The sequence below is a fragment of the Leptospira congkakensis genome (assembly GCF_004770265.1).
Classification (GTDB): domain Bacteria; phylum Spirochaetota; class Leptospiria; order Leptospirales; family Leptospiraceae; genus Leptospira_A; species Leptospira_A congkakensis.
In genome coordinates this window covers 1-21,738 of sequence record NZ_RQGQ01000017.1, presented here as the reverse complement: position 1 = coordinate 21,738, position 21,738 = coordinate 1, and the positions used below count along the sequence as shown (strand labels likewise).

Here is a 21,738-nt window from a genome sequence, read left to right as displayed (position 1 = left end):
CATTTTACACGAATTTGGTGGAGTGAAAGTAGTTTTTATCAAGAAATTAGTTGCCTAGATTTTTAATTTTTCTAAAAATAAAAGTTTACGGAAGCTAGTTTTTTGAATCCTTCAAAGAAAATTCTTTATGTTGAGGATGATCCACTTTGGGCAAAATTGATTTCCCGTCAATTGGAAGAATATGGTTATGCGATTGTATACGTAAATTCAGGTGAAGCTGCTCTCGAAATTTTAAAATCAGACGAAGTTATCGATTTGGTTTTAATGGATATTGATCTAGGTACTGGCATTGATGGCATTAAATTGTCAGAACTCATCCAACAGCAATACAATTTGCCCCTATTATTCTTTTCTTCCCATACAGAAAGAGCAATCGTCGAAAAAACGGAAAACATAACAAATTATGGTTATGTTGTTAAATCTTCAAGTCTTACAGTTTTAGATGCCTCGATTAAAATGGCATTAAAACTTTTTAATGCTAAGGAAAATATTAAAAACCAACGTAATGAATTAGATTCATCTTATGAAAAAATGCAGGCAACTAATGAAATGCTTCTGCAAAATCAGATACAAATAAAACAAAGTGAAGAAAAATATAGAAATATTTATGAATCAAACTTAATGCCTATTTCCATTTTTGACCGGAATACCTTAAAATTTCTTTCGGTTAACCAGGCGTTTTCTGATCTATACGGATTCACACAGAACGACTTTTCTAAGATGACTATCTTAGATATTATTCCTGATGATATAACAGAATTGAATCGAATGAAGGAATCACTAATTCAAAATTATGAAGGAATGGCAAATATAGGTATTTTTTCTCATAAAAAGCAAAATGGACAAAATATACAAGTTGAGATACTAAGAAGTGAAACAAATTTTGAAGGAAAAAATGCCATCTTAATTGTTGCTCAGAATATTACTTCTAGAATGGAAGTCGATCAGAAACTAATTGAAGCAAAGAAAAGAGCAGAAATTTCCAATCACTTACTGAGAAGTTTTAAAGTGGCTTTAGATGAACATGCTCTCGTATCTATTGCCGATCCAAAAGGTAGCATAACATATGTTAATGAGAAATTTTGTGACGTTTCGAAATACCTTGCTTCAGAATTAATAGGAAATGATCACAGAATCATTAACTCCGGTTATCATGATAAGTCTTTTTTTCAGAACCTATGGTTTACAATTAAAAATAAAAAAGTATGGCGAGGTGATATTCAAAACAAAGCGAAGGATGGTACTTTTTATTGGGTGAATAGTACTATTATTCCAATACTAGATTTGGAAGGGAATGTTTCGCAATTTATTTCGATCAGAACAGAAATTACAGAACAAAAAAAATACCAATTAGAATTATCCACCCAAGCATTGCGGCTGCAAGAAGAAGTTGCGAAAAGAAAAGAATTTCAAAATAACCTACAAGAAAGTTATGCGCGCCTGCAAGAAAGTGAAGAAAGATTTCGATTGCTAACACAAAATGTGAGAGATTATGCAATTATAATGCTGGATATAGAAGGAAAAGTATTAATATGGAATGATGGCGCTCAAAATTTAAAAGGATACAAAGCAGAAGATGTCATTGGTAAATCAATGTCAATTTTTTACGCTCCGGAAGACATTGCATTGGGATTGCCAACTCAATTGATTGAGAAAGCAAGTAAAGGTGAACGTGTTGAAAACGAGGGAACTTTAGTGCGAGCTGACGGCTTGGAATTTTATGCTAATGTAATATTAACCCCTGTATATACGAATGAAAATGAGCTAATAGGTCTTGCAATGATTACTCGGGATATTACAAAAGAACGACAATCGGAACAAGCTTTGAGATTTATTAATGAAGAACTTGAAAGCATTCTAAATACATTACCAGATTTGCTCTTTGAGTTTGATTTAACAGGTAGGTACATTAATTTTAGAACAAGTAAAGATAATTTATTAGCGTTATCACCTGACCTGTTTTTAGACAAACTTGTTTCGGATGTTTTACCATTGCCTGCTGCAAAAATTGTCCTTTCTTGTCTTAAAGAGGCAAATGAAAAGGGTTTTTCCACTGGAGCAGAAATGGAGTTAGTTGTTAACGGTGAAATTAAATGGTTTGAGCTTTCTGTAGCCAAAAAAAAATCGAGAAATGCAATAGACCATCCATTATTCGTAATGCTTTCGAGAGACGTAACAGATAAAAAGATAATTCAAATCGCCTTAATCGAAAATGAATCAAAGTTAAATAGTATTTTGGACAATATTGAGGATACTATTTTAAGTTTTGATAAATTTGGATTAATAAAATATGTTAATTCATCTGTTAAAAATACTTTCGGATATGAACAGTTTGAATTGATGAATCATAATATACTGTTATTGAAAGGGGATGTTGAAGATGAAGAAAAAGAATTTTTTTTGTATGAAAATTTGAAATTAGAAATTTCTCAGTTCACTGGGTTGAGCCGAGAAGTAAAGGCATTCAATAAAAATGGAGAAACATTCCCTGTAGATCTTTCAATTACCAGATCAAAATATTTAAATGAACCTTATTTTACAGCTGTGATCAAAGATTTAACTTCACGAAAATCGATAGAAGCACATCTTAGACAGTCTCAAAAATTAGAATCATTAGGTCAGATTTCTGGTGGTATCGCACATGACTTTAATAATATACTCGCCATCTTGCTTGGAAACCTAGAGCTAATCTCTAGAAAAATACCTGATAAAGATCATTCTTTAAAAAGTAAAATTGATGCATCTCTGCGCGCTGTTGGTCGTGGAACCTCAATTACCAAAAAATTATTAGCTTTTGCCAGAAAACAAATTGTTTCTCTCGAAAGGGTTGATTTAAATGCTTCTGTCCTAGATATGAAGGATCTAATTTATCAAGTGATTGGTAAACAAATTGAACTTAATCTTGAATTACACGAACAACCATTATATATCAATGTAGATGTATCTGAACTAGAAAATGTCATTTTAAATTTAGCAATTAATGCTCGTGATGCGATGAGCAATTCTGGAAGTTTGACCATTAGGACTTCGTTTACGAAAGATATTTATCTATTTAATGATGAAAAGAAGAATGTTTCAGAAGGAAGTGAGTTTGCTGAATTGGCCATTATTGATAATGGCAAAGGCATTCCTTTTCATTTACAAGAAAAAGTTTTTGAGCCTTTTTTTACTACAAAACAAAAGGATAAAGGTACTGGATTGGGTTTATCGTTAACTTATGGATTTGTTAAACAATCGGGAGGATTTATACATTTATATTCTGAGCCAGAAAAAGGAACTTGTTTTAAATTGTATTTTCCACTTAGAGAGAAATTAGAAAAATATTCTGACAAAGATGAAATTACAGACGTAGAAATTTTACCAGAGGTTGCATCTAAATTTAATATACTAATTGTTGATGATGAGCCTTCTATATTACAAATCTGTTCAACCTTTATTTCTGAATTGGGTTTCAAAATTAAGACAGCATTAAACGTGGATTTAGCAATTCAAATTTTGGAATCAAGAAGTAAGGTGGACTTAGTGATCACTGATATACTGATGCCGGGTAAATTAAATGGCATTGATCTTGCGCGATTAATTAGAGAAAGGTATCCTGAAATCAAAATTCTTCTTTCTTCTGGATTTCCTGGGCATTTACATGAAGGAGATGTATTGGAAATACAACAATATTCATTTATTGAAAAGCCTTTTCAATTTGATTCTTTAAAAAAAAAGATCAAGGAGCTCTTGCTTGATTAAATATAACAAAGCCTATATCGTTGACGACGAAATCGAAATTGTTGAAATCATTGAGCCAATTCTTGAGGAAGTTGGTTTTCAAATGATTCATAAAATATGTGATTCTAAAGAGTTATTCAAATCCTATGATTCAAGTGTTGATTTGTTAATTTTAGATTTATTTATGCCAAATACTGATGGAATAGAAATTTTAAGGTATCTAGGTGAACTAAAGTCAGAAGCACATATTATTCTTATGAGTGGCCATAGTTCAAATGTTTTGTTAAGTGCAGAGAGAGTCGCCAAAGCTTACGGATTAAAAATTATTGGAAGTATAGGAAAACCTTTTTCTATCAACAGTATTATAGATTTGATAACTAATTATAATCAAAAATATAAAGTAAAAGTAAAGAATCCAAGTGTTGAAATTAAATATTCGAAAGATTTTTTCCTGGAATCAATTCGTGAACGATATTTTATATTATTTTATCAGCCTCAGGTTGATCTTAAAAATAAAACTGTGATTGGTTTTGAGGCTTTGGTCAGACTAAATCATCCTAAATACGGATTGATTTTTCCCGATCAATTTTTGAATTTAATAGAATCTTTTGGTTTGATTGCGGAACTTACTGAATATATTATTCATGAATCATTTTCTTTTTTCGGAAAATTAATCAGCTTGGGTTATAACAAGAGAGTTTCGATAAATATTAGTATTTCAGATTTAGTAGATACTGCGATGCCCGAACATCTAATTTCTTTAGCAAATAAGTATAAAATTGATCCAAGCCAAGTGGTTATAGAATTGATCGAAACAGGTGATATTGGAAATAATCCAAAAAGTTTAGAAATTTTAACTCGATTGTCAATGAAAGGGTTTCGCCTTTCCATTGATGACTTTGGAACAGGATACTCATCACTTGAACAACTATCAAAAGCTCCTTTTAATGAATTAAAAATTGATAAATCGTTTGTATTTGATTTGTTAAAAGATTCTAAGGCAAAATATATTATTGAATCAACTGTATCCTTGGCTCATAAATTAAATATAGAAGTTGTAGCAGAAGGTATTGAAAATAAAGAAATGAGAGATGTATTACTAGGTATTGACGTTGATATTGGGCAAGGATATCATTTTAGCATTCCAATGCCTGAAAATGCTATCATTGATTATTTAAATTCATTTTCTTTTTAGTTCAATTGGATGTATAAATTCTCAATTTCTTGATTGTATATATTTTGTAGAAATTAGTGGTTTTGAAAAAGATGAGTAAACTGGAAAACTGTATAATTGAATCCTACATTCAGGCAATCATGGCAAATGCCAAACGTTTATTCTGTGGAAGTAACTTCAGGTGATTTAAATATCACACTCAAACAAGAATAATATGGAATGTAAAATTGATAGGGAATTGGAGATACCACGAAAGGTTTTGCAATTAGGTCGGAAAATATATGGTCTGGGAAATCTATGTACTTTGCTAGTAAACCTTCCTTTTTAAAGTAGGGATCCCCGCGCCCCGGATCGAAGCGGAAATCCTTTGCACACGCAAAGATTGGAGCGAAGAGCCGGAAATGTGCGCCCCAAAGAAATTGAAACTTATATATGTGATTCGTATATTCGCTATCTCTGCGCGGATAAACGCATTTCGTTTAGCACCGTGAATTAGTGCGACTAATCGTATTGCGTATAGCCACCTTCATCCTCGAAGGCTCCAACTATGCGATCAGTTTTGGGCAAAAAAAAGGGAACTTTCGTTCCCTTTCTCTCACCAAACTATCTATCCGAAGTTTATCGGATTCCCGGCTTAATGTATTTCAGTTCATCCAGGTATCGTCCTGTTCCAAGAACCACACAAGTCAGTGGGTTTTCAGCACGGAATACCGGAACTCCTGTTTCTTTTGTGAGGTAGTGTTCAAGTCCACGAAGCAGGCAACCACCACCTGTGAGAACGATTCCTCGTTCTACGATGTCGGCCGCAAGTTCTGGAGGAGTGCGCTCGAGAACCGATTTGATTCCGTCTAGGATTTCGTCTGTTGGTTCTTTCAGGGCTTTACGGATTTCGTTAGAATCAAGTTCGAGAGTGCGCGGAAGACCAGAAATAGCGTCACGACCTTTTACTTCCATTGTATCCACACGTTTGTCTGCGAATGCATTTCCGATAGTGAGTTTGATGTCCTCAGCAGTTCTTTCTCCAACGACTAGGTTGTATTGGTTACGAAGGTATTTCACAATGGCTTCATCAAATTCGTCACCACCAGTTCGGATGGACTCAGCAATCACCATACCACCAAGAGAGATCACAGCGATTTCTGTGGTTCCCCCTCCGATATCAACGATCATGTTTCCTGCTGGTTCATGGATCGGGATATTGGCGCCAATCGCCGCTGCGAGAGCTTCTTCGATGAGGAAGATTTCGCGAGCCCCTGCTTGTTCAGCAGACTCACGAACGGCACGTCTTTCTACTTCGGTAATCCCAGAAGGAACTCCGATGACGATGCGCGGTTTTACAAATGTAGTGCGGTTGTGGACTTTGGCGATGAAGTAACGAATCATCTTTTCTACAGTTTCGAAGTCAGCAATCACCCCGTCTTTCATAGGGCGGATGGCAACGATGTCACCAGGAGTTCTTCCTAGCATTCGTTTTGCTTCTTGTCCCACTGCGAGGACTCGGCCAGTAGAGGCCTGGACTGCCACGACCGACGGTTCTGATAAGACAATTCCTTGCCCTTTCACATGCACGAGGGTGTTCGCGGTTCCCAAATCGATTCCCATATCGTTCGAGAAAAGTCCATAGAGGTTATCAAATATCATATCAGATCCTGGTGAAAGAAGTACGAAAGGGGGAATTTACGGTGGGTTCACACCAAAACAATAGAATTCTACCCGTTCCCCATAATTTTCGGCTGGTTTTTGCTTTCAACCGTAAAAATTTTCGTTAGGCTAGTTACAAACAAAATGCTTCCTTTCTCACAAATTTTAAGAAAACCCAATTCCGCATTTCGCACGGAAAAGATACTCGCTGCCATTGATTTGGGCACAAATTCTTTCCACATCGTTGTCGTAAAACTAAGACCGGATGGTACACTCGAATATCTGACAAAGGAAAAGGAATCGGTAAGACTCGGGAGCGGTAGCAGTGATTATGCGGTCATCCAGGACGATGCGATGGAGAGGGGACTTGCTTGTCTCAAACGGTTTCGCACTCTTGCGGATTCTTATCACGCGGAAATTCGAGCCGTTGCCACAAGTGCCCTACGGGAAGCAGAGAACCGCCAAGTATTTCTAGACAGAGCCGAGAAGGAAACAGGCATCAAAATCCAAGTGGTTTCTGGAAACGAGGAAGCAAGGCTGATTTACCTCGGAATTTTACAAGGTCTACCGGTTTTTGACAAACGAATCTTACTCATTGATATTGGAGGAGGGAGTACAGAACTTCTTGTGGGTGAAAAGGGAGAGATTCTATTTTCCACCAGTTTGAAACTTGGTGCCATTCGGTTGACGGAAAAGTATCTTAAAAAAGATCCCATAAGTCCAACGGACATCCAAAAGTGTAGGATTCATATTGAGTCGGTTTTATCTGCCTTTTTACCTCAGATTGAAACTTGGAAACCTTTTATGGTTGTGGGAAGTTCGGGAACGATCACCTCTGTGACCTCCATTGTTTTGGAAAAAAAGATGGAAAAAAGGGACAGATTGAACGGAACAGAAATTACAATTGATCAGTTTAAAGAAGCACGTAAGCAGGTGTTAGATGCTGATAGTTTGAAAAAAAGGCTTAAAATTCCAGGGCTTGATGCCAAAAGAGGGGATATCATCGTCGGTGGGGTTTTGGTTTTAGATGAAGTTTTACAAAGGATCAAGGCTCCTTCTTTTACTGTGAGTGAGTTTGCCCTTCGGGAAGGGATTGTTTATGATACAATCGAATCCTGGTTTCGCCATAAAGATTCTTCGCTGCCACCTCTAGACAATATTCGTGAAAAAGCCATCAAAACCGTAGCCAATCTTTATCCCCAAGGAAAAAGACATGCAGAAGCTGTTGCTAAGATCACCTTGCAGATGTTTGATGATTTGAAGGATTTACATGGTCTTGGTAATTTGGAACGAGACTATCTGGAAACAGCTTGTTATTTGCACCAAGTCGGACTTTGTATTTCTCATCACAACTACCACAAACATAGTTATTATATCATTCGGAATTCAGAGGCTATGGTGGGTTTTTCCAATGCAGAAATTGAAATCATCGCTCTGATTGCTCGTTATCATAGAAAGGGTGGGCCCAAAGGGAAACATGAAGAGTTTAAGGCGCTGAGGCCTGATGACCAACTTCTTGTCAAAAAATTGGCGGCCTTTCTACGCATTGGGGATGGGCTAGACCGATCCGAAAAATCTATTATAGAAAGGCTTGATGCAGTGGTAGAACAAGGAAAGGTTCTTTGTAGGTTGTATCATCCCAAAGGAGCAGATCCCAATTTAGAAATTTGGTCTGTTGCGGAGAAAAAAGATCTTTTTGAAGAAACCTATGGTCTTTCTTTAGAGTTCCAGACCTTTACTTTATGAAATTCCATTTAAGATTTTACTATTTCCTTTTCCTTTTATTTCCCATTTCTCTTTGGGCTTTGCCAGTGGATCTGACAAAAAATTGGAATGTTAAAAAAGGTTTGTGGGAGTCTGAGATCCCCGTCGGATCCGGATGGATTCCTTTGGAGTCTTTGCCACTTGCGTCCATCAAATCCCAATTGGATTTTCCTGAAGGACAATTACAACAAATCACAATGGTAAAACCGTTTTTGTTATCTGAAATTGACTTTAAAGAAACGGAATCGGATAGCTTTGCCTTACACATTCCTTATCTTTCTAATGTGTACAAAGTGTACATAAATGGCGAAATCGTAAGTGTTAGTGGAGTTATTGAAAATAACCATATTATTCGAAGTGGTTACAAAAGAAATATTCTCATCAAACTTTCTCGGAATTTGTTGCGAGTGGGGAAAAACGAAATTCGGATTCTTCTGGCGTCTGAACCAGGTGAAGAACTGAATTATTATAAAGTTTTTAATGATTTTGGATCATCTATCGATAGTTATTCGAATTTGCAGAAAATAGAAGATGAGTATATAACATTTATGTTATTGTTTTTATATTTTTTTGTTGGGATATATCATGCTTTGTTTTATTGGAAACGGAGAAACGAAAAATACAATCTATACTTTGCCTTATTTGCTGTATTTCTATCTGTTTATATGTATTTTAGATCCCAATCTATCTATCGTTGGGATTTGGATCCGTTTACGACTACCAAAATGGAATACTTTGTCGTTTTTCTAACCCCGCCCTGGTTGTTGTCATTCGTTGATACTTTTTTTCGCAAACGAATTAGCCCTATCACAAAAGCATATCTTGTTTTTAGTATCGCACTGGCCATTGTTCAAATTTTTGTCAACAGAGCAAGTTCCGTTATGCTTTTGCGTGTTTGGCAGGGATCGGTGTTAGCCTTTAGTGTAGTTTTGTTTTATATCACCATTCGTGCGCTAATGAAAAACAACAAAGACGCAAAGAGATTGTTAGTTGGTATTTTCTTTTTGATGTTTACTGCCATTTGGGATATTTTAGGTGCTTCTGGAATCATCCCCATCCAAAATTTAAATTTATCTCGATTTGGATTTCTCTTTTTTGTGTTGGGGATTGCTGTTGTTTTGGCAAATCGCTTTTTACGAGTTCATAAACAAGTAGAAGAGCTGAACGCCAACTTAGAAAGGAAGGTTGTGGAAAGGACAAACGAGTTACAAGAAACTCTCACTCGTGTTCAGGAATTAAAAATCCAACAAGATGGAGATTATTTTTTAACCTCATTATTACTTGATCCATTGAATGATTCCAAAAAGTCACATTCAGAAATGATTGGAATCCAATCGTATACCAAACAAAAAAAGGAATTTGAGTTCAAAGGAAAAACAAAAGAGATCGGAGGTGACCTGATCATTTGTGATGATATTGTTCTCAATGGTAAAAAATATTTCGTTTTTATCAACGGGGATGCGATGGGTAAATCCATTCAAGGTGCCGGTGGCGCTCTCGTGTTAGGTGTTGTTTTTTTATCTTTTATCAAACGAACACAAGTGGTTTTGGAAAGTCAGTCGAAATCACCCGAACGTTGGATCAAAGAATGTTTTTATGAACTCCAAACAATCTTCGAATCCTTTGATGGGTCAATGCTTGTGTCTGTTGTCCTTGGACTTGTGGAAGAGGAAACAGGGGTTCTTTATTATCTCAATGCTGAACATCCTTGGACAGTTTTGTATAGGGATGGGGTTGCATCTTTTATCGAAGATGAATTGGAACTTCGTAAGATAGGAACTAAAGGAATGGCAGGAGATGTGCGGGTCAGAGTTTTTGTTTTGGAACAAGGAGATGTCATTTTTATTGGCTCGGATGGTCGCGATGATTTGATTTTGGAAAGTGGGACAGATGGCAGTCGCGTGATGAACGAGGATGAAACTAAGTTTCTGCAGGTTGTAACCGACTCAGAAGGTGCCATCGAACAGATTGTCCAAAACCTCCAATCCATCGGAAGTTTTTCAGATGATTTGACACTTTTACGTCTAGAGTGGCGAGGTAATACAAAAAGATATGAATCTTCCACACTTTCTTCGATTGGTTCAAACCATTTTTTATATTCCGAAGTCCAATCTGTATTGGAATCTGGAAATGCAGAGGAAACTTATAAAACCATAGAACGAATGTTAACTAATCAAAATCTGGAAGATGATGTGCGAATCAATCTCCTAAGGGAAAAGTCACGAATTTCTCTTTTACTAAAAAGATTTGATTCAGCAGTAGAATCTTTAGAATCGATTTTTCCATTTTTTGTTACAGACAATGAAATTCTTTTGCAATTGAGTTATGCCTACCGCAAATCAAAAAACATTCGTAAGGCAGTAGATATTGGAGAGAGGTTACGTGCTCGCGACCCAAAACACGTTCGTAATCTTATCAATTTGATAGAATCGTACCGGCTTCAAAAAAATGAAGAAAGGGCAAAAAAGATTCTTTTCAGACTCGGAGCCATTGCTCCTGAAAATCCTCAGTATTTGAAACTGAAAGAAAGTTTTGGTAAATAGATGAGTTGATAATGAAGTTCTTCATTTGAATTTAGATTGAAGGATGTTTGGTTAGAATCAAAAAGGAAATAGGAATAAAGATGGAATTTAAGTTTTCTAAATATCATGTCTTCGTTGTGGGCATTCTTGCTTTTTTACAATTCACAGTTGTCCTTGATTTTATGATCCTATCTCCTCTGGGAGTTATGGTCATGAAAGAATTACAAATTTCAACACAGCAGTTTGGATTTGTAGTATCCGCCTATGCCTTTAGTGCCGGGATTACTGGAATTCTTGCCGCAGGTTTTGCTGATCGTTTCGATCGCAAAAAGATGTTATTATTTTTTTACGTCGGATTTGTATTCGCTACCTTTTTATGTGGAATCGCAATTAATTACTTCTTTTTACTAGGCGCTCGTATCTTGACTGGTATCTTTGCCGGGGTCCTTTCTTCTATATCATTTGCCATTGTTGCTGATTTGTTTCCTCTTCAAGTAAGGGGTAGAGTTATGGGAATTATTATGACTGCCTTTGCAGCGAGCCAAGTGTTTGGACTTCCCATTGGAATTTTTATTTCCAATCTTTGGGGATGGCAATCTGCGTTTTTGATGATTGCTGGTGTGAGTGGAATCGTAGGGTTTGTTATTTTCTTTTATTTAAAACCTGTCACTACCCATCTTGATAATAAAATAGAAAGACATGCTTTTTTGCATTTAGTGAAAACACTTGCAGAACCTAAGTATTTTCCTGCTTTTATCGCTACCACCTTACTAGCTACAGGTGGATTTATGCTTATGCCTTTTGGTTCTGCATTCTCTGTTCATAATCTTGGAGTGAGATTAGAAGATCTGCCACTAGTTTATATGATTACGGGGATCGTATCTATATTTGGTGGTCCCATCATGGGTAGACTTAGCGACTCTATAGGTAAATATAGGATGTTTGTAATTGCTTCAATCCTTACGATCATAGTCATTATTTACTACACACAAATGCAGATCACACCGCTACCGATTGTTATTTTTGTGAATTCGATTTTGTTTGTATTTGTTTCGGCACGTATGATTTCTGCTAGCGCCATGACTTCTGCCGTTCCGGACTTACATGATCGAGGTGCCTTTATGGCTATCAGTTCTTCGGTCCAACAGATATCCGGTGGAATTGCCGCCTCTGTGGCAGGCCTTATCGTTGTACAAACTTCTAGTGGTTATTTGGAAGGGTATGAAACATTAGGTTATGTGGTTGCATTAGCAGTTTTAATTACGGTAGCCCTAATGTACAATGTGAACAAAATTATTCTTAGCAAACACGGAAAATAAATCACCATTTGTATGATTTGATTGAGTGGCGGGGATTCAATGCACCCGCCGTTTTTGTTTATGCTTAACTTAGCGATTTATTTCTTCGAAAGTTCTTTTGCTAAATCAACCAACAAACGCACACCGTAGCCAGTTGGCCCACTGAATTGGGTTCCCGATTTTTTCTTTCTCCAAGCCGCACCTGCAATATCAATATGTGCCCAGTCTATGGACTCATCCACAAACTTAGAAAGAAAAATTCCTGCAGAGATGGTTCCTGCACCTTTTCCGCCACCAGTGATGTTTTTAAGATCAGCAATGTCTGATTTTAAATCCTCACCATACTCTTCCCAAAGAGGAAGTTCCCAAACACGATCATCCGATGCTTCCGATGCGGTAAAGAGTGCCTCACGGAGTGGATTTGAGTTTGTTAGGATTGCTGCTGCTTCATGACCAAGTGCAATGATAACCGCTCCTGTGAGTGTTGCTAAATCTACCATATAATCAGGTTTGTAGTTTTTCGAAACATAGGATAAGACATCACCTAACACAAGCCTACCTTCTGCATCTGTGTTTTGTACTTCTACAGTGGTTCCATTGTATGCCGTATACACATCACCCGGTTTGATGGCCTTTCCGTCTGGCATATTTTCTGCCACACCAATCGCAGCAACTATATGAATCGGAAGTTCTAATGCGGCAATAGCACCAATCGCGTGTATGGTGGCTGCTGCTCCGCACATATCGTATTTCATTTCATGCATTTCGCCGGGAGGTTTTAAAGATATTCCGCCGGTATCAAAGGTTAATCCTTTTCCTACAATGGCAAATTTCTTTTTGGCTTTGGCCGGTTTGTATTCCAAAATCACCATCTTCCCTTGAAGTTCCGATCCACGAGCCACTGCTAAGATTCCACCGAGACCTTCTTTTTTCAATTGAGGTTCGTCCCATACTTTGATGGAGAGTTTGTATTCTTTTGCAATTTCTTTGGAACGAGAAACAAAATCATCAGGTGTAAAGTAGTTTGCAGGAAGATGTGCAATATGACGAGCACCATTGACGTGTTTGGCGACGATTTTACTTTTTGTTAGTCCCGATTCTGCAAGACTAGTCACTGATTTATCCTCGAACTTTAGATACACCGCTCCCACTTTCTTTTTTTCTTTTTTCTTTGTTTGTAAAACAGAAACAGGATAACTTCCGATAAAAAGAGTGTTGGCAATTTGGTATGCGATACGATCAGCAGAAAACTTTTTAGACAGGGATTTGGAGATGATGATCTCAAGACCCATTCCATCATAACTTAGAATTTTTTCTCCATATTTAAAAAAATGGGAAATAAACTTTCTAAAGTTTAATTTTTCTTTTTCACCTAATCCAAGATAAATGGTTTGTTCTGATTCATCTCGAAATTCTTTTCCGAGCTCTCCAGAAAAAACTTTGGTTTCAAGTTGTAACGGGAATTTTTTCCCAAGTTCTTCTTTTACATCTTCTTGGAAGATAGGAATGAGTTTATAATAAGAGCCGGATTTTGGGGCACCGATTTGGATTTGGAGTGGAGAGATTTCTATTTTCATTTCCCTTGGATTTCCTGAATGTCTTTGATGATTTCTTCAACGTGTCCTTTTACCTTCACGCTGTCATAGATTTTTTTGATTTTGAGAGAACTGTCCAGAAGGAAGCTGGACCTTACAATCCCCATTCCTCTTCTTCCCATAAAAACTTTTTCTCTCCAAACTCCATAGGCTTCACAGATTTCGCCCGATTCATCTGAGATAAGATCAAAATTAAGCTCTTGTTTTTCAATGAACTTGGTATGAGATTTAGGATTGTCTTTGGAGATTCCCACTACATTAAATCCAAATTTTTTGAGCCGTGCAAAATTGTCCCGAAAGTCACAAGCTTCTGTTGTACATCCCGGTGTCATGTCTCGGGGATAAAAATAGACAACGATTCCATTTTTTCCTGTTAGGTCTGCGAGTTTTACTTTTTCGCCATTTTGGTTGACACTTGTAAAATTGGGGGCTTTTTTTCCTACTTCCAACATAAATTTCTCTCCTGGTAAATATGCATTCTTTTAGACAATTTTCAGTTGTCAATTTCGGAATTTGGTTCGATACTCTTTGTATGGACTCCAAGGAAAGAGCATCACTGATTCGCGAGGCAAATACTGCCTTCAACGCAGGCGATATCCGTAAAGCGCGAGAGCTCTTCCTCAAAACGGATTACAAAGACGGCCTCATTCGTCTAGGTGATCATTTTATGTACGATCGGAAACTTCCCATGTTGGCCTTTGGTTACTACAAAAAAGCAGGTCGACAGGACAAAGTGGACGAAATTTTCCAACGAATGGTCTATGCACTTTCTGTTTGGCTCGGGCGTGACAAGTGGAAACTTCCCGCAGCTGCGAACCAAATGGAGTCCACTAGATCTACCGACTCTCGTCCATTAAACCCAGATGATTTTGTTGTACATCCTATCCTAAAAGCTAAGGCCTTAGAGATACTTTCTTCTAAACGATAATCCATTCGGATCGTCTAAGAAATAAACATGATAGACAGTTTTACCTTACAATCCCTTGTTATTTCTACTCTTATCTTATTTTCTATTTTATCGAGTAAACTTTTTTTCCGTTTTGGATTTCCTATCTTACTTATCTTTTTAACCTTTGGTATGTTAGCTGGTGCTGATGGACCAGGAAGAATTGATTTTAGTGATTATGGTTTGGCGCAGTCGATTGGAATTTTTGCCCTGATTTATATTTTGTTTTTGGGTGGATTGGAAAGTGAATGGGATAGCTTAAAGAACTTTCTATCGGTTGGGATTCGTTTGTCTATCATCGGAACCATCCTAACAGCTCTGATTTTAGGTGTACTCATTCATTATTTATTTCCTGTACTTGGTTTTATGGAGTCATTTTTACTCGGTTCGATTGTGAGTGCAACCGATGCAGCTTCTGTTTTTAATATTTTTAAAACAGATTCTTCTGACCTTCCTGTTCACCTAAGAAAAATCATCGAGTTCGAATCTGGTTCCAACGATGCAGTGGGGGTACTCCTCACTACCATCTTTATGAACTTAATCTCTGCAGATGCAAGTTTTAGCGGGTTCCAATTTTTTCGTTTTTTTACCATGCAAGTCCTTGTGGGATCTATGATGGGATATAGTTTAGGTATCCTTATTCTATATCTTATGAATTCCGTCAAACTAGGGTATGATGGTCTTTATTTAGTTTTTATTACTGCTTCAGTTCCTTTTATTTACGCAGTGACTACGGTGTTCCAAGGGAATGGATTTTTGGCAGTTTACATTGCGGGGATCATTGTTGGTCGTAACAAATTCATTCATAAAAAATCTATCTTTCGTTTTTTGAATGGTTATGTTTGGATCTTACAAATAGGTATGTTTCTTTGTTTTGGACTTCTCGTTTATCCTTCTCGGATGGTAAACATTTGGGTTCCAGGACTACTCATTGGGGTATTACTCATTCTTTTTGCAAGACCAGTGGCAGTATTTCTTTCGCTCTTACGTGTGAATTTACCGGTCAAAGAAAAATTGTTTATTTCTTGGGTGGGGTTACGTGGTGCTTCGCCGATCATTCTGGCAACATTTCCGATTGCCCAAGGATTGGTTTGGGGTGATTTACTCTTTCATATTGTATTCTTTGTGGTTCTTGTTTCTCTTCTCATCCAAGGTTCTCTCATTCCCAAAGTGGCCCAATGGTTAGGAATATTAAAAAAGGATCCAGATCGTAAAATCTATCGTCCGACAGACTTCGACAACATCGAATTCCCTGGAATGACCTTACAGGAAATCATTGTTCCGTATAACTCTAGTATTGTGGACAAAGCTTTGTTTGAAATTAAATTACCCGAACAATCTCATATCTTACTCATTGCAAGGGGGGAACAATTTTTGATTCCTTCCGGTAACACTCAAGTAAAAGGCGGGGATGTGGTTTGGGTTTTAGCAAAAGATGATGTAATGCCGGCCATCGGCAGAACGTTTATGGCTATTGCTTAGACTTGGTTGTTGTTATTTCTTAACTTTGGCCAGTTTTTTATCTAACCGAAATCCGTAATAAACAGGAAGGGCGATGAGAGTGATCATTAACCCCCATCCTGCCGTCACTGGCTTTTCAATAAAGAGAATGGTCATCACAGCAATATTAGCCAAAATATAAAGAATGATTGGCAAAGGATAAAAAGGAATTTTGTAATCTGATTTCATACCCATCCTTTCAAATCGAAAGGGTGTTGCTGCTGTTAGACATGACAAAATCAGAATCGAACAAGTGATCATATAGAGGAGCGCTTCGATTTCTTTCACTAATAAAAAGAGAATCGCAACAAAGGCCTGAAAAAAAATAGAAACATAAGGGCTATGCCATTTGGGATGGATTTTGGAAAAAGAGGGAAGGAAAACTCCATCTCTTGCCATCGCAAAATACACTCGACTTCCTCCAATGAGAATCGCCGACATAGATCCCAAAATCACCCAAGCAATGAAACTAGTTGTGAGGATTGAATAATTGATACCAAATAACTTTTGAAAGGCGATAGCTCCAATCCCGTCTTGGCCCGCTAATTCTTCGATGGGAGCGGAAATTACAAAAAGTAAGTTGATGGCAAAATACAATCCAGCCACGAGAAAACAAGCCGTGATCGCAGAACGAACAATGGTTTTTTCGGGATCTTTGACTTCCTCAGCAATGTAGGTAATCATATTCCATCCCAAATAAGAGAATGATACAGGAACAATTCCAATCAAAACTTTGGAGTAAAAAGAAAGTTCCAAAAGATTGGGAAAAGGAGAGTTGAATAAATAAGACCAATTGGTATTTCCAATGGAGAATCCAAGTACCAAAAAGAGAAGTAATCCGGTAATTTTTAAGACAGCAAATACGTTTTGCACTCGAACTGCTGATTTGATTCCAAAGTAGTTGAGGCCACTAAAAAACAAAATAGGCAAAACACCGATAAAAGTGATAGAGCTGATTTGTAAATCTAACCCAAGTAAGGTGTAGGTTGGTGATTCCCAAAAAGGAAGTCCCGGAAATAAAATTTGTATATATTTTCCGAATGCAAGAGCAAGCACTGATACACAGGCAGAGAAATTAGTAAGTAAAGAAGACCAACCACTCATAAATGCAATGGCAGGTGAATAAGCAACCTTTAGATAAACGTAATCTCCACCCGCAAAAGGAAGGAGTCTTGCTGCATAAGCATAAGTGATAGAGCCGGAGAGAGCTAAAATTCCGCCGACAATCCAGCAGAGTAGGACAACCCAAAGATTTCCTGTTTCTTTGATTAAATATCCAGAAGTGAAAAAAATTCCCGACCCCACCATGGAAGAAAACAGGACGGAGATGGAATCAAAAGTATTGAGGGAACGTTTTAATTCCAATTAACCGCCGAGTAGTCGTTTCACCATAGTTTCAGAAATTGGTTTCATAGTAGAAGCAGACAAGGTTCCGATTTTACCTTTGAATTCTTCTGGGCTTAACATCATTCCAAGAGAAAAGATATTTTCGCTTTCTACTTCCTTTTTCTTTAGTTCAGCAAGTAGGCTTGAAATATTCCCTTTGCTGTTTTCTAAAATTTCAGGTTTGGTTTTTTTACTATCACCTAACTCTGGAAATAGTGGTTCCCCTTCAAAAAGAAGTTCTTTGAGTTTGTCTTCTTCTTGTGTGGAATCTTCCAAAAGACCAATCCTTGATTGTTCCTTAGAAAGTTGTTTTTGCAACTCTGTGAGTCGTGATTGGATATTATGGTACTGGACAGGAAGGCTAACAACAAAGTCAGATTTTTCTTCTGATTTTTGTACTGTGGCTCCTGTCTTTCCAGAAACGACATCTTTGGTGTCCTTTTTGTCCTGGATTAATTTTTCTGCTGAGTTGAGGAGACGATTGAGACGAACATCCATGTCCTACCTTCCTTGGTAAAGGCCTTATGTCTCGGCGGTGCCTGGGCATAAATCCTATGACTACCAGTCTAATTTTCGGTTAGCCTGTACAAGGAAAATAAACTTTTTCTAAAAAAAGTAAAGAATTATTAAAGTTGACTCAAGTTTTTGCAAGGTTTTGCTTGTGGGAGTTTATGGAAAGAAACCAATTTCTTCTCTTTCTCTCCTTTTTGTTCTCCACCATTGCCACAATTCTCGGAATTGCCATTTTGGTATCAGGTTCGAGCCTGGCCCGTTTCTCTAGTGGAACCGGTGGTGGTCTTTTTCAAGCCAGTGAAATCGGTGCCGTCGTCATACCGATCGTAGGTGAGATCCACTCCGGAGAATCTACTTTTGATTCCACAGGTGCTGACTCCGTTTTACGCCAATTACGCGAACTGGAAGAGGACGGGAATGTCAAAGGAATCCTTCTTGAGATCAACTCACCAGGCGGAACGGTAGCCGCTTCCCAAGAGATTTTCAACGAACTCCTCCATTTGCGTAAAACCAAGAAGATTGTGGTGAGTATGAAAGATGTCGCCGCTTCTGGTGGTTATTATATCGCAGCCGCGTCGGATTATATCTTTGCACAAAACGGAACCATTACGGGATCCATTGGAGTGATTTCCTTTGCCCCCAACGTAAAGGGACTTCTAGATCGTTATGGGGTGGGAGTGCGCACCTACAAGGCAGGGAAATACAAAGATATGTATTCCCCTTTTCGCGATTCTACCAATGAAGAAGATGATATGATTGGCAAACAGTTACAAGACACCTATCGTAAGTTTGTTGAAGATGTTGCTAAAGGAAGAAACAAAACCGTTAAGTCCATCGAAGAATTAGCTGAAGGTAAAATTTATTCTGGTGAAGATGCATTTCGTAACAAACTTGTGGATGACATCGGAGGGAGAAGGGAAGCTCATAAAAAACTTTCTGAACTTTGCCAATACGATGGCCTCATTCCACTTTTTGAACAAGAGGTATCACCTTTTGATCGATTTTTACATTCATTGGGTGTGACTTTTTTTGGAGACAATACTCATGTATCTAAAATCAGGTCACTCATCCAATCACAAGTTTTGGTGATTTTACCAACTGCACTTGGGAAATTGATGTTATGAGAGATTTTTTCTTCGACTTAGTTGATGTATTAGAATTAGTATTTTTGGATCCACTTCGTTATTCGGAGGAGATCCAAGAAATTCCTTTTGCAATAAGCCCAGTTTCAAGTTGGATGTTTTCTATTTTGGCCGCATTATCTTTGTCAGTGGGGATGAGTATTCTTTCTGCACCTTATACTATTTCCACTTTATCATTTTTGTTTTTTGGATTTATAGCAAACTTGTTTATGTTTCGTTTTTTCCCTTTTTTTTATGCATTGGTAGCTGACTATTATGTACAAAAGAAAGGAAGATCACAAAAATTATTGTTTTTACTGCTATTTTCTAGACATTCAGTCGTATTGTTTTTGTTATTTGCCCCTGTTAGTATTGTTTTTCACGCTGTCGGACTTTCAGGACTTGGATCAGGATTCTTTTTACTTTTAACATTTGTATTTCTTTATAGTCTGGCTCTTTCTCGTGGACTTAAATCCATTTATGAATTACGAAATCGTGACTCTCTTCGATTTTCATTTTATGCATTGGGATTAACGATTCTATTTCCTTTTTTAATGAATTTGTATACAGCAACCAATATCCTCCAATCGATTTCAGGCGGTTTTTAGTTTGAATTTACTCATCACAAATGACGACGGAATTTCTTCCGCCGGAATCAAAGCTTTGGAACGAGTCCTTGGTAAATCTTATAACACTTATCTCATTGCTCCTTTAAAAGAACGTTCTGTCACTTCCATGGCGCTGACAGTGTTCCAAGGAATGCGAGTCGAACGGATCAACGACAATCATTACATCGCGGATGGATTTCCTGCGGATTGTGTGAACATTGGTTTGTATGCAGAGATCTTTCCAAAAATTGACTTCGTGATCTCTGGGATCAACCGTGGTGTGAATATGGGTTATGACGTCCATTATTCAGGAACAGTAGGTGCGGCGAAACACGGTGCCCTTCATGGAATTCCTTCTCTTGCTGTAAGTTCTGGTAGGATTGATCCAGAGGATGATTACGAAAAAGAAGCAGAACTTGTTTTATCATTTCTTTCGAAATACAAATCGCAGATCGAACCTGGTGAAGTTTGGAATTTAAACTTTCCTCCTGAAATCGGTGGTTCTGGCAATTTAAACGAAATCGTATTTACGAGACTGGGCCGCCGTCGTTACTCCGAAAAATATGAAAAAAAACAAATCATCGAAGGTGTGAGCGAATTCCAGTTAAACGGGAGTTTGCTTGGACACGACGAAGAAACGGGAACTGACTTTGAAGCCTATTACCAAGGAAAACTTCCCGTCACCCCCATCCAATTGGATCTAACAGAAAAAAAACGACTTATGGAATTACAATCTAAGTAGAACCCATGGCAGAAGAAACAGACTACCTCGGATACATGAACAAGGGCAATTATGCCATGGCACTGAATCTTTTGGATCAGGCCTTACTCCAAAATCCCGAAGACCCCGTCCTTTTATATAATTTTGCTTTGTGTTGTTTTCAGACCAAAAATTTCAAAAAATCGATTCAGGTTTTGGATCGTATCCTCAGCGAATACCCAGGTTTTATCGAACTCGATAATGTGTACCGTCTGAAAGTGTTTGCTCTTGTGGAACTAAAGGATTGGGAAACAGCTGAATCTATCATCAAAGAAAGGTTGCAAGTGGCGGTGGACGATGCCAAACTTCTTTCTTTTTTGGCCCATGTGTATGAATACACTCATCGGTTGGAAGAGGCCATCGATATTCATCGAAGGATTCTAAGGCACACTCCCGATTATAAAAACAGTTTGAACTCACTTGGTTACCTTTTGGCTTTAAAGAAAAAAACAACTGCCGAAGAACGTTCGGAAGCCATCAGATCATTGAAAAAAGCATTGGAAATGGATCCAAACAATCCGGCCTATCTGGATTCTTTTGGATACTTCCTACAAACCATAGGTAAACCTGAAGAAGCATGGAAGGCCTACCGCAAGGCTCTACAAAAGAATCCAAACCATCCCGTTCTCCTAGAAAGACTCAAGAACCTAAAGAAATAAATCTCCCTTTTGTTGACACAGTCCCTTAACCAAAAACACTGGTGATTCAAGGACTTTCTCGGGATGTAGCGCAGTGGTAGCGCATCTGTTTTGGGTACAGAGGGTCGCAGGTTCAAATCCTGTCATCCCGAATCAGTTGGTTCTATCCGACCCGGTAGCTCAGCTGGATAGAGCAACTGCCTTCTAAGCAGTTGGTCGGGGGTTCGAATCCCTCCCGGGTCAAAACGATATAGAAATGGTGGATGTAGTTCAGCGGTAGAGCCCTGGTTTGTGGTACCAGTCGTCGCGGGTTCGAATCCCGTCATCCACCCACCTAAATCGCCTTCGGCGATTCAAATTCCAAACAAACTTACATTAGAAACCAAACGCTTAGGATTCGAACGATTTTGCGATAGAGTTCGAGTAGTCAATTGGGCAAGACACCTTCCACTTATTATTTCCCATTCAGCGTTAATACTTTCTTCAACATGCCTAGGGCGCCGAACAGCATACATGGATGTATGCGTGCGAGAGCTCTGGCCACGGAGGGCC

16 protein-coding genes and 3 tRNA genes are annotated in these 21,738 nt (G+C 37.9%); 14 read left to right on the top strand and 5 right to left on the bottom strand.

What is annotated here, in order from left to right; all coding sequences use genetic code 11:
* Window positions 1-102: 102 nt before the first annotated feature.
* On the top strand, window positions 103-3,741 hold the full coding sequence (locus EHQ70_RS13590) for a PAS domain S-box protein (RefSeq protein WP_135587273.1): 3,639 nt from the start codon (window positions 103-105) through the stop codon (window positions 3,739-3,741).
* A complete protein-coding gene (locus EHQ70_RS13585; RefSeq protein WP_135587271.1) occupies window positions 3,734-4,915 on the top strand; it encodes an EAL domain-containing response regulator in 1,182 nt (393 codons plus the stop codon). The genes EHQ70_RS13590 and EHQ70_RS13585 overlap by 8 nt, the downstream gene beginning before the upstream one ends.
* Window positions 4,916-5,512: 597 nt before the next feature.
* Here EHQ70_RS13585 and EHQ70_RS13580 read toward each other — a convergent pair.
* Complete coding sequence (locus EHQ70_RS13580) at window positions 5,513-6,535, bottom strand: rod shape-determining protein (RefSeq protein WP_002972591.1); 1,023 nt, start codon at window positions 6,533-6,535, stop codon at window positions 5,513-5,515.
* A gap of 144 nt (window positions 6,536-6,679) precedes the next feature.
* Between EHQ70_RS13580 and EHQ70_RS13575 the strand changes: the two genes are divergently transcribed.
* The 3 genes from EHQ70_RS13575 to EHQ70_RS13565 all read left to right on the top strand — a co-directional run bounded on the left by EHQ70_RS13575 (window position 6,680) and on the right by EHQ70_RS13565 (window position 12,140).
* Window positions 6,680-8,281, top strand: a complete 1,602-nt coding sequence (locus tag EHQ70_RS13575; protein ID WP_135587269.1) for a Ppx/GppA phosphatase family protein — start codon at window positions 6,680-6,682, stop codon at window positions 8,279-8,281.
* Window positions 8,278-10,842, top strand: a complete 2,565-nt coding sequence (locus EHQ70_RS13570) for a SpoIIE family protein phosphatase (RefSeq protein ID WP_135587267.1) — start codon at window positions 8,278-8,280, stop codon at window positions 10,840-10,842. The genes EHQ70_RS13575 and EHQ70_RS13570 overlap by 4 nt, the downstream gene beginning before the upstream one ends.
* Before the next feature lie 80 nt (window positions 10,843-10,922).
* Window positions 10,923-12,140 carry an MFS transporter gene (locus EHQ70_RS13565; protein WP_135587265.1) on the top strand — a complete coding sequence of 406 codons (1,218 nt, stop codon included), beginning with the start codon at window positions 10,923-10,925 and terminating at the stop codon, window positions 12,138-12,140.
* A gap of 77 nt (window positions 12,141-12,217) precedes the next feature.
* On the opposite strand, the gene EHQ70_RS13560 is transcribed toward EHQ70_RS13565, so the two are convergent.
* Window positions 12,218-13,696, bottom strand: coding sequence for a leucyl aminopeptidase (locus EHQ70_RS13560; protein ID WP_135587263.1), 1,479 nt, complete (start codon window positions 13,694-13,696; stop codon window positions 12,218-12,220).
* Window positions 13,693-14,166 (bottom strand): thioredoxin-dependent thiol peroxidase, encoded by a 474-nt coding sequence (bcp, locus tag EHQ70_RS13555; RefSeq protein WP_135587261.1) that lies wholly within the window; start codon window positions 14,164-14,166, stop codon window positions 13,693-13,695. The genes EHQ70_RS13560 and bcp overlap by 4 nt, the downstream gene beginning before the upstream one ends.
* 80 nt (window positions 14,167-14,246) lie before the next feature.
* Here bcp and EHQ70_RS13550 point away from each other — a divergent pair, with 80 nt between their 5' ends.
* Together EHQ70_RS13550 and EHQ70_RS13545 are read left to right on the top strand one after the other, a co-directional pair.
* Entirely contained in the window at window positions 14,247-14,642 is a 396-nt protein-coding gene (locus tag EHQ70_RS13550) for a hypothetical protein (protein WP_135587259.1), read from the top strand.
* Between the two features lie 27 nt (window positions 14,643-14,669).
* Window positions 14,670-16,142, top strand: a complete 1,473-nt coding sequence (locus EHQ70_RS13545) for a potassium/proton antiporter (protein WP_135587257.1) — start codon at window positions 14,670-14,672, stop codon at window positions 16,140-16,142.
* 12 nt (window positions 16,143-16,154) lie between these two features.
* On the opposite strand, the gene EHQ70_RS13540 is transcribed toward EHQ70_RS13545, so the two are convergent.
* Together EHQ70_RS13540 and EHQ70_RS13535 are read right to left on the bottom strand one after the other, a co-directional pair.
* The gene (locus tag EHQ70_RS13540) at window positions 16,155-17,525 is read right to left on the bottom strand and encodes an APC family permease (RefSeq protein ID WP_135587256.1); all 1,371 of its coding nucleotides are present in this window, start codon (window positions 17,523-17,525) and stop codon (window positions 16,155-16,157) included.
* Complete coding sequence (locus tag EHQ70_RS13535) at window positions 17,526-18,044, bottom strand: LIC10415 family protein (RefSeq protein ID WP_135587254.1); 519 nt, start codon at window positions 18,042-18,044, stop codon at window positions 17,526-17,528. It lies immediately after the preceding gene.
* 173 nt (window positions 18,045-18,217) lie between these two features.
* Here EHQ70_RS13535 and sppA point away from each other — a divergent pair, with 173 nt between their 5' ends.
* From sppA to EHQ70_RS13500, 7 genes are all read left to right on the top strand, one after another.
* On the top strand, window positions 18,218-19,183 hold the full coding sequence (gene sppA, locus EHQ70_RS13530) for a signal peptide peptidase SppA (protein ID WP_135587251.1): 966 nt from the start codon (window positions 18,218-18,220) through the stop codon (window positions 19,181-19,183).
* Complete coding sequence (locus EHQ70_RS13525; RefSeq protein ID WP_135587249.1) at window positions 19,180-19,788, top strand: hypothetical protein; 609 nt, start codon at window positions 19,180-19,182, stop codon at window positions 19,786-19,788. Before sppA ends, EHQ70_RS13525 begins: the two co-directional genes overlap by 4 nt.
* A gap of 1 nt (window position 19,789) precedes the next feature.
* Window positions 19,790-20,530: a 5'/3'-nucleotidase SurE gene (surE, locus tag EHQ70_RS13520; RefSeq protein ID WP_135587247.1), complete on the top strand. Its 741-nt coding sequence runs from the start codon at window positions 19,790-19,792 to the stop codon at window positions 20,528-20,530.
* A 5-nt stretch (window positions 20,531-20,535) separates the two neighbouring features.
* Entirely contained in the window at window positions 20,536-21,207 is a 672-nt protein-coding gene (locus EHQ70_RS13515) for a tetratricopeptide repeat protein (protein WP_135587245.1), read from the top strand.
* Between the two features lie 59 nt (window positions 21,208-21,266).
* Window positions 21,267-21,338: transfer RNA gene (locus EHQ70_RS13510), tRNA-Pro, on the top strand.
* Between the two features lie 17 nt (window positions 21,339-21,355).
* A tRNA-Arg gene (locus EHQ70_RS13505) sits at window positions 21,356-21,429 on the top strand.
* A 16-nt stretch (window positions 21,430-21,445) separates the two neighbouring features.
* Window positions 21,446-21,517 (top strand) — tRNA-His (locus tag EHQ70_RS13500).
* Window positions 21,518-21,738 lie beyond the last annotated feature (221 nt).

Coding starts and splice junctions, on each gene's coding strand:
- EHQ70_RS13550 (WP_135587259.1), top strand. CDS start 14,247: ATGGACTCCAAGGAAAGAGCATCACTGATTCGCGAGGCAAATACTGCC.
- EHQ70_RS13535 (WP_135587254.1), bottom strand. CDS start 18,044: ATGGATGTTCGTCTCAATCGTCTCCTCAACTCAGCAGAAAAATTAATC.
- sppA (WP_135587251.1), top strand. CDS start 18,218: ATGGAAAGAAACCAATTTCTTCTCTTTCTCTCCTTTTTGTTCTCCACC.
- EHQ70_RS13575 (WP_135587269.1), top strand. CDS start 6,680: ATGCTTCCTTTCTCACAAATTTTAAGAAAACCCAATTCCGCATTTCGC.
- EHQ70_RS13560 (WP_135587263.1), bottom strand. CDS start 13,696: ATGAAAATAGAAATCTCTCCACTCCAAATCCAAATCGGTGCCCCAAAA.
- EHQ70_RS13515 (WP_135587245.1), top strand. CDS start 20,536: ATGGCAGAAGAAACAGACTACCTCGGATACATGAACAAGGGCAATTAT.
- bcp (WP_135587261.1), bottom strand. CDS start 14,166: ATGTTGGAAGTAGGAAAAAAAGCCCCCAATTTTACAAGTGTCAACCAA.
- EHQ70_RS13580 (WP_002972591.1), bottom strand. CDS start 6,535: ATGATATTTGATAACCTCTATGGACTTTTCTCGAACGATATGGGAATC.
- EHQ70_RS13545 (WP_135587257.1), top strand. CDS start 14,670: ATGATAGACAGTTTTACCTTACAATCCCTTGTTATTTCTACTCTTATC.
- EHQ70_RS13525 (WP_135587249.1), top strand. CDS start 19,180: ATGAGAGATTTTTTCTTCGACTTAGTTGATGTATTAGAATTAGTATTT.
- EHQ70_RS13565 (WP_135587265.1), top strand. CDS start 10,923: ATGGAATTTAAGTTTTCTAAATATCATGTCTTCGTTGTGGGCATTCTT.
- EHQ70_RS13570 (WP_135587267.1), top strand. CDS start 8,278: ATGAAATTCCATTTAAGATTTTACTATTTCCTTTTCCTTTTATTTCCC.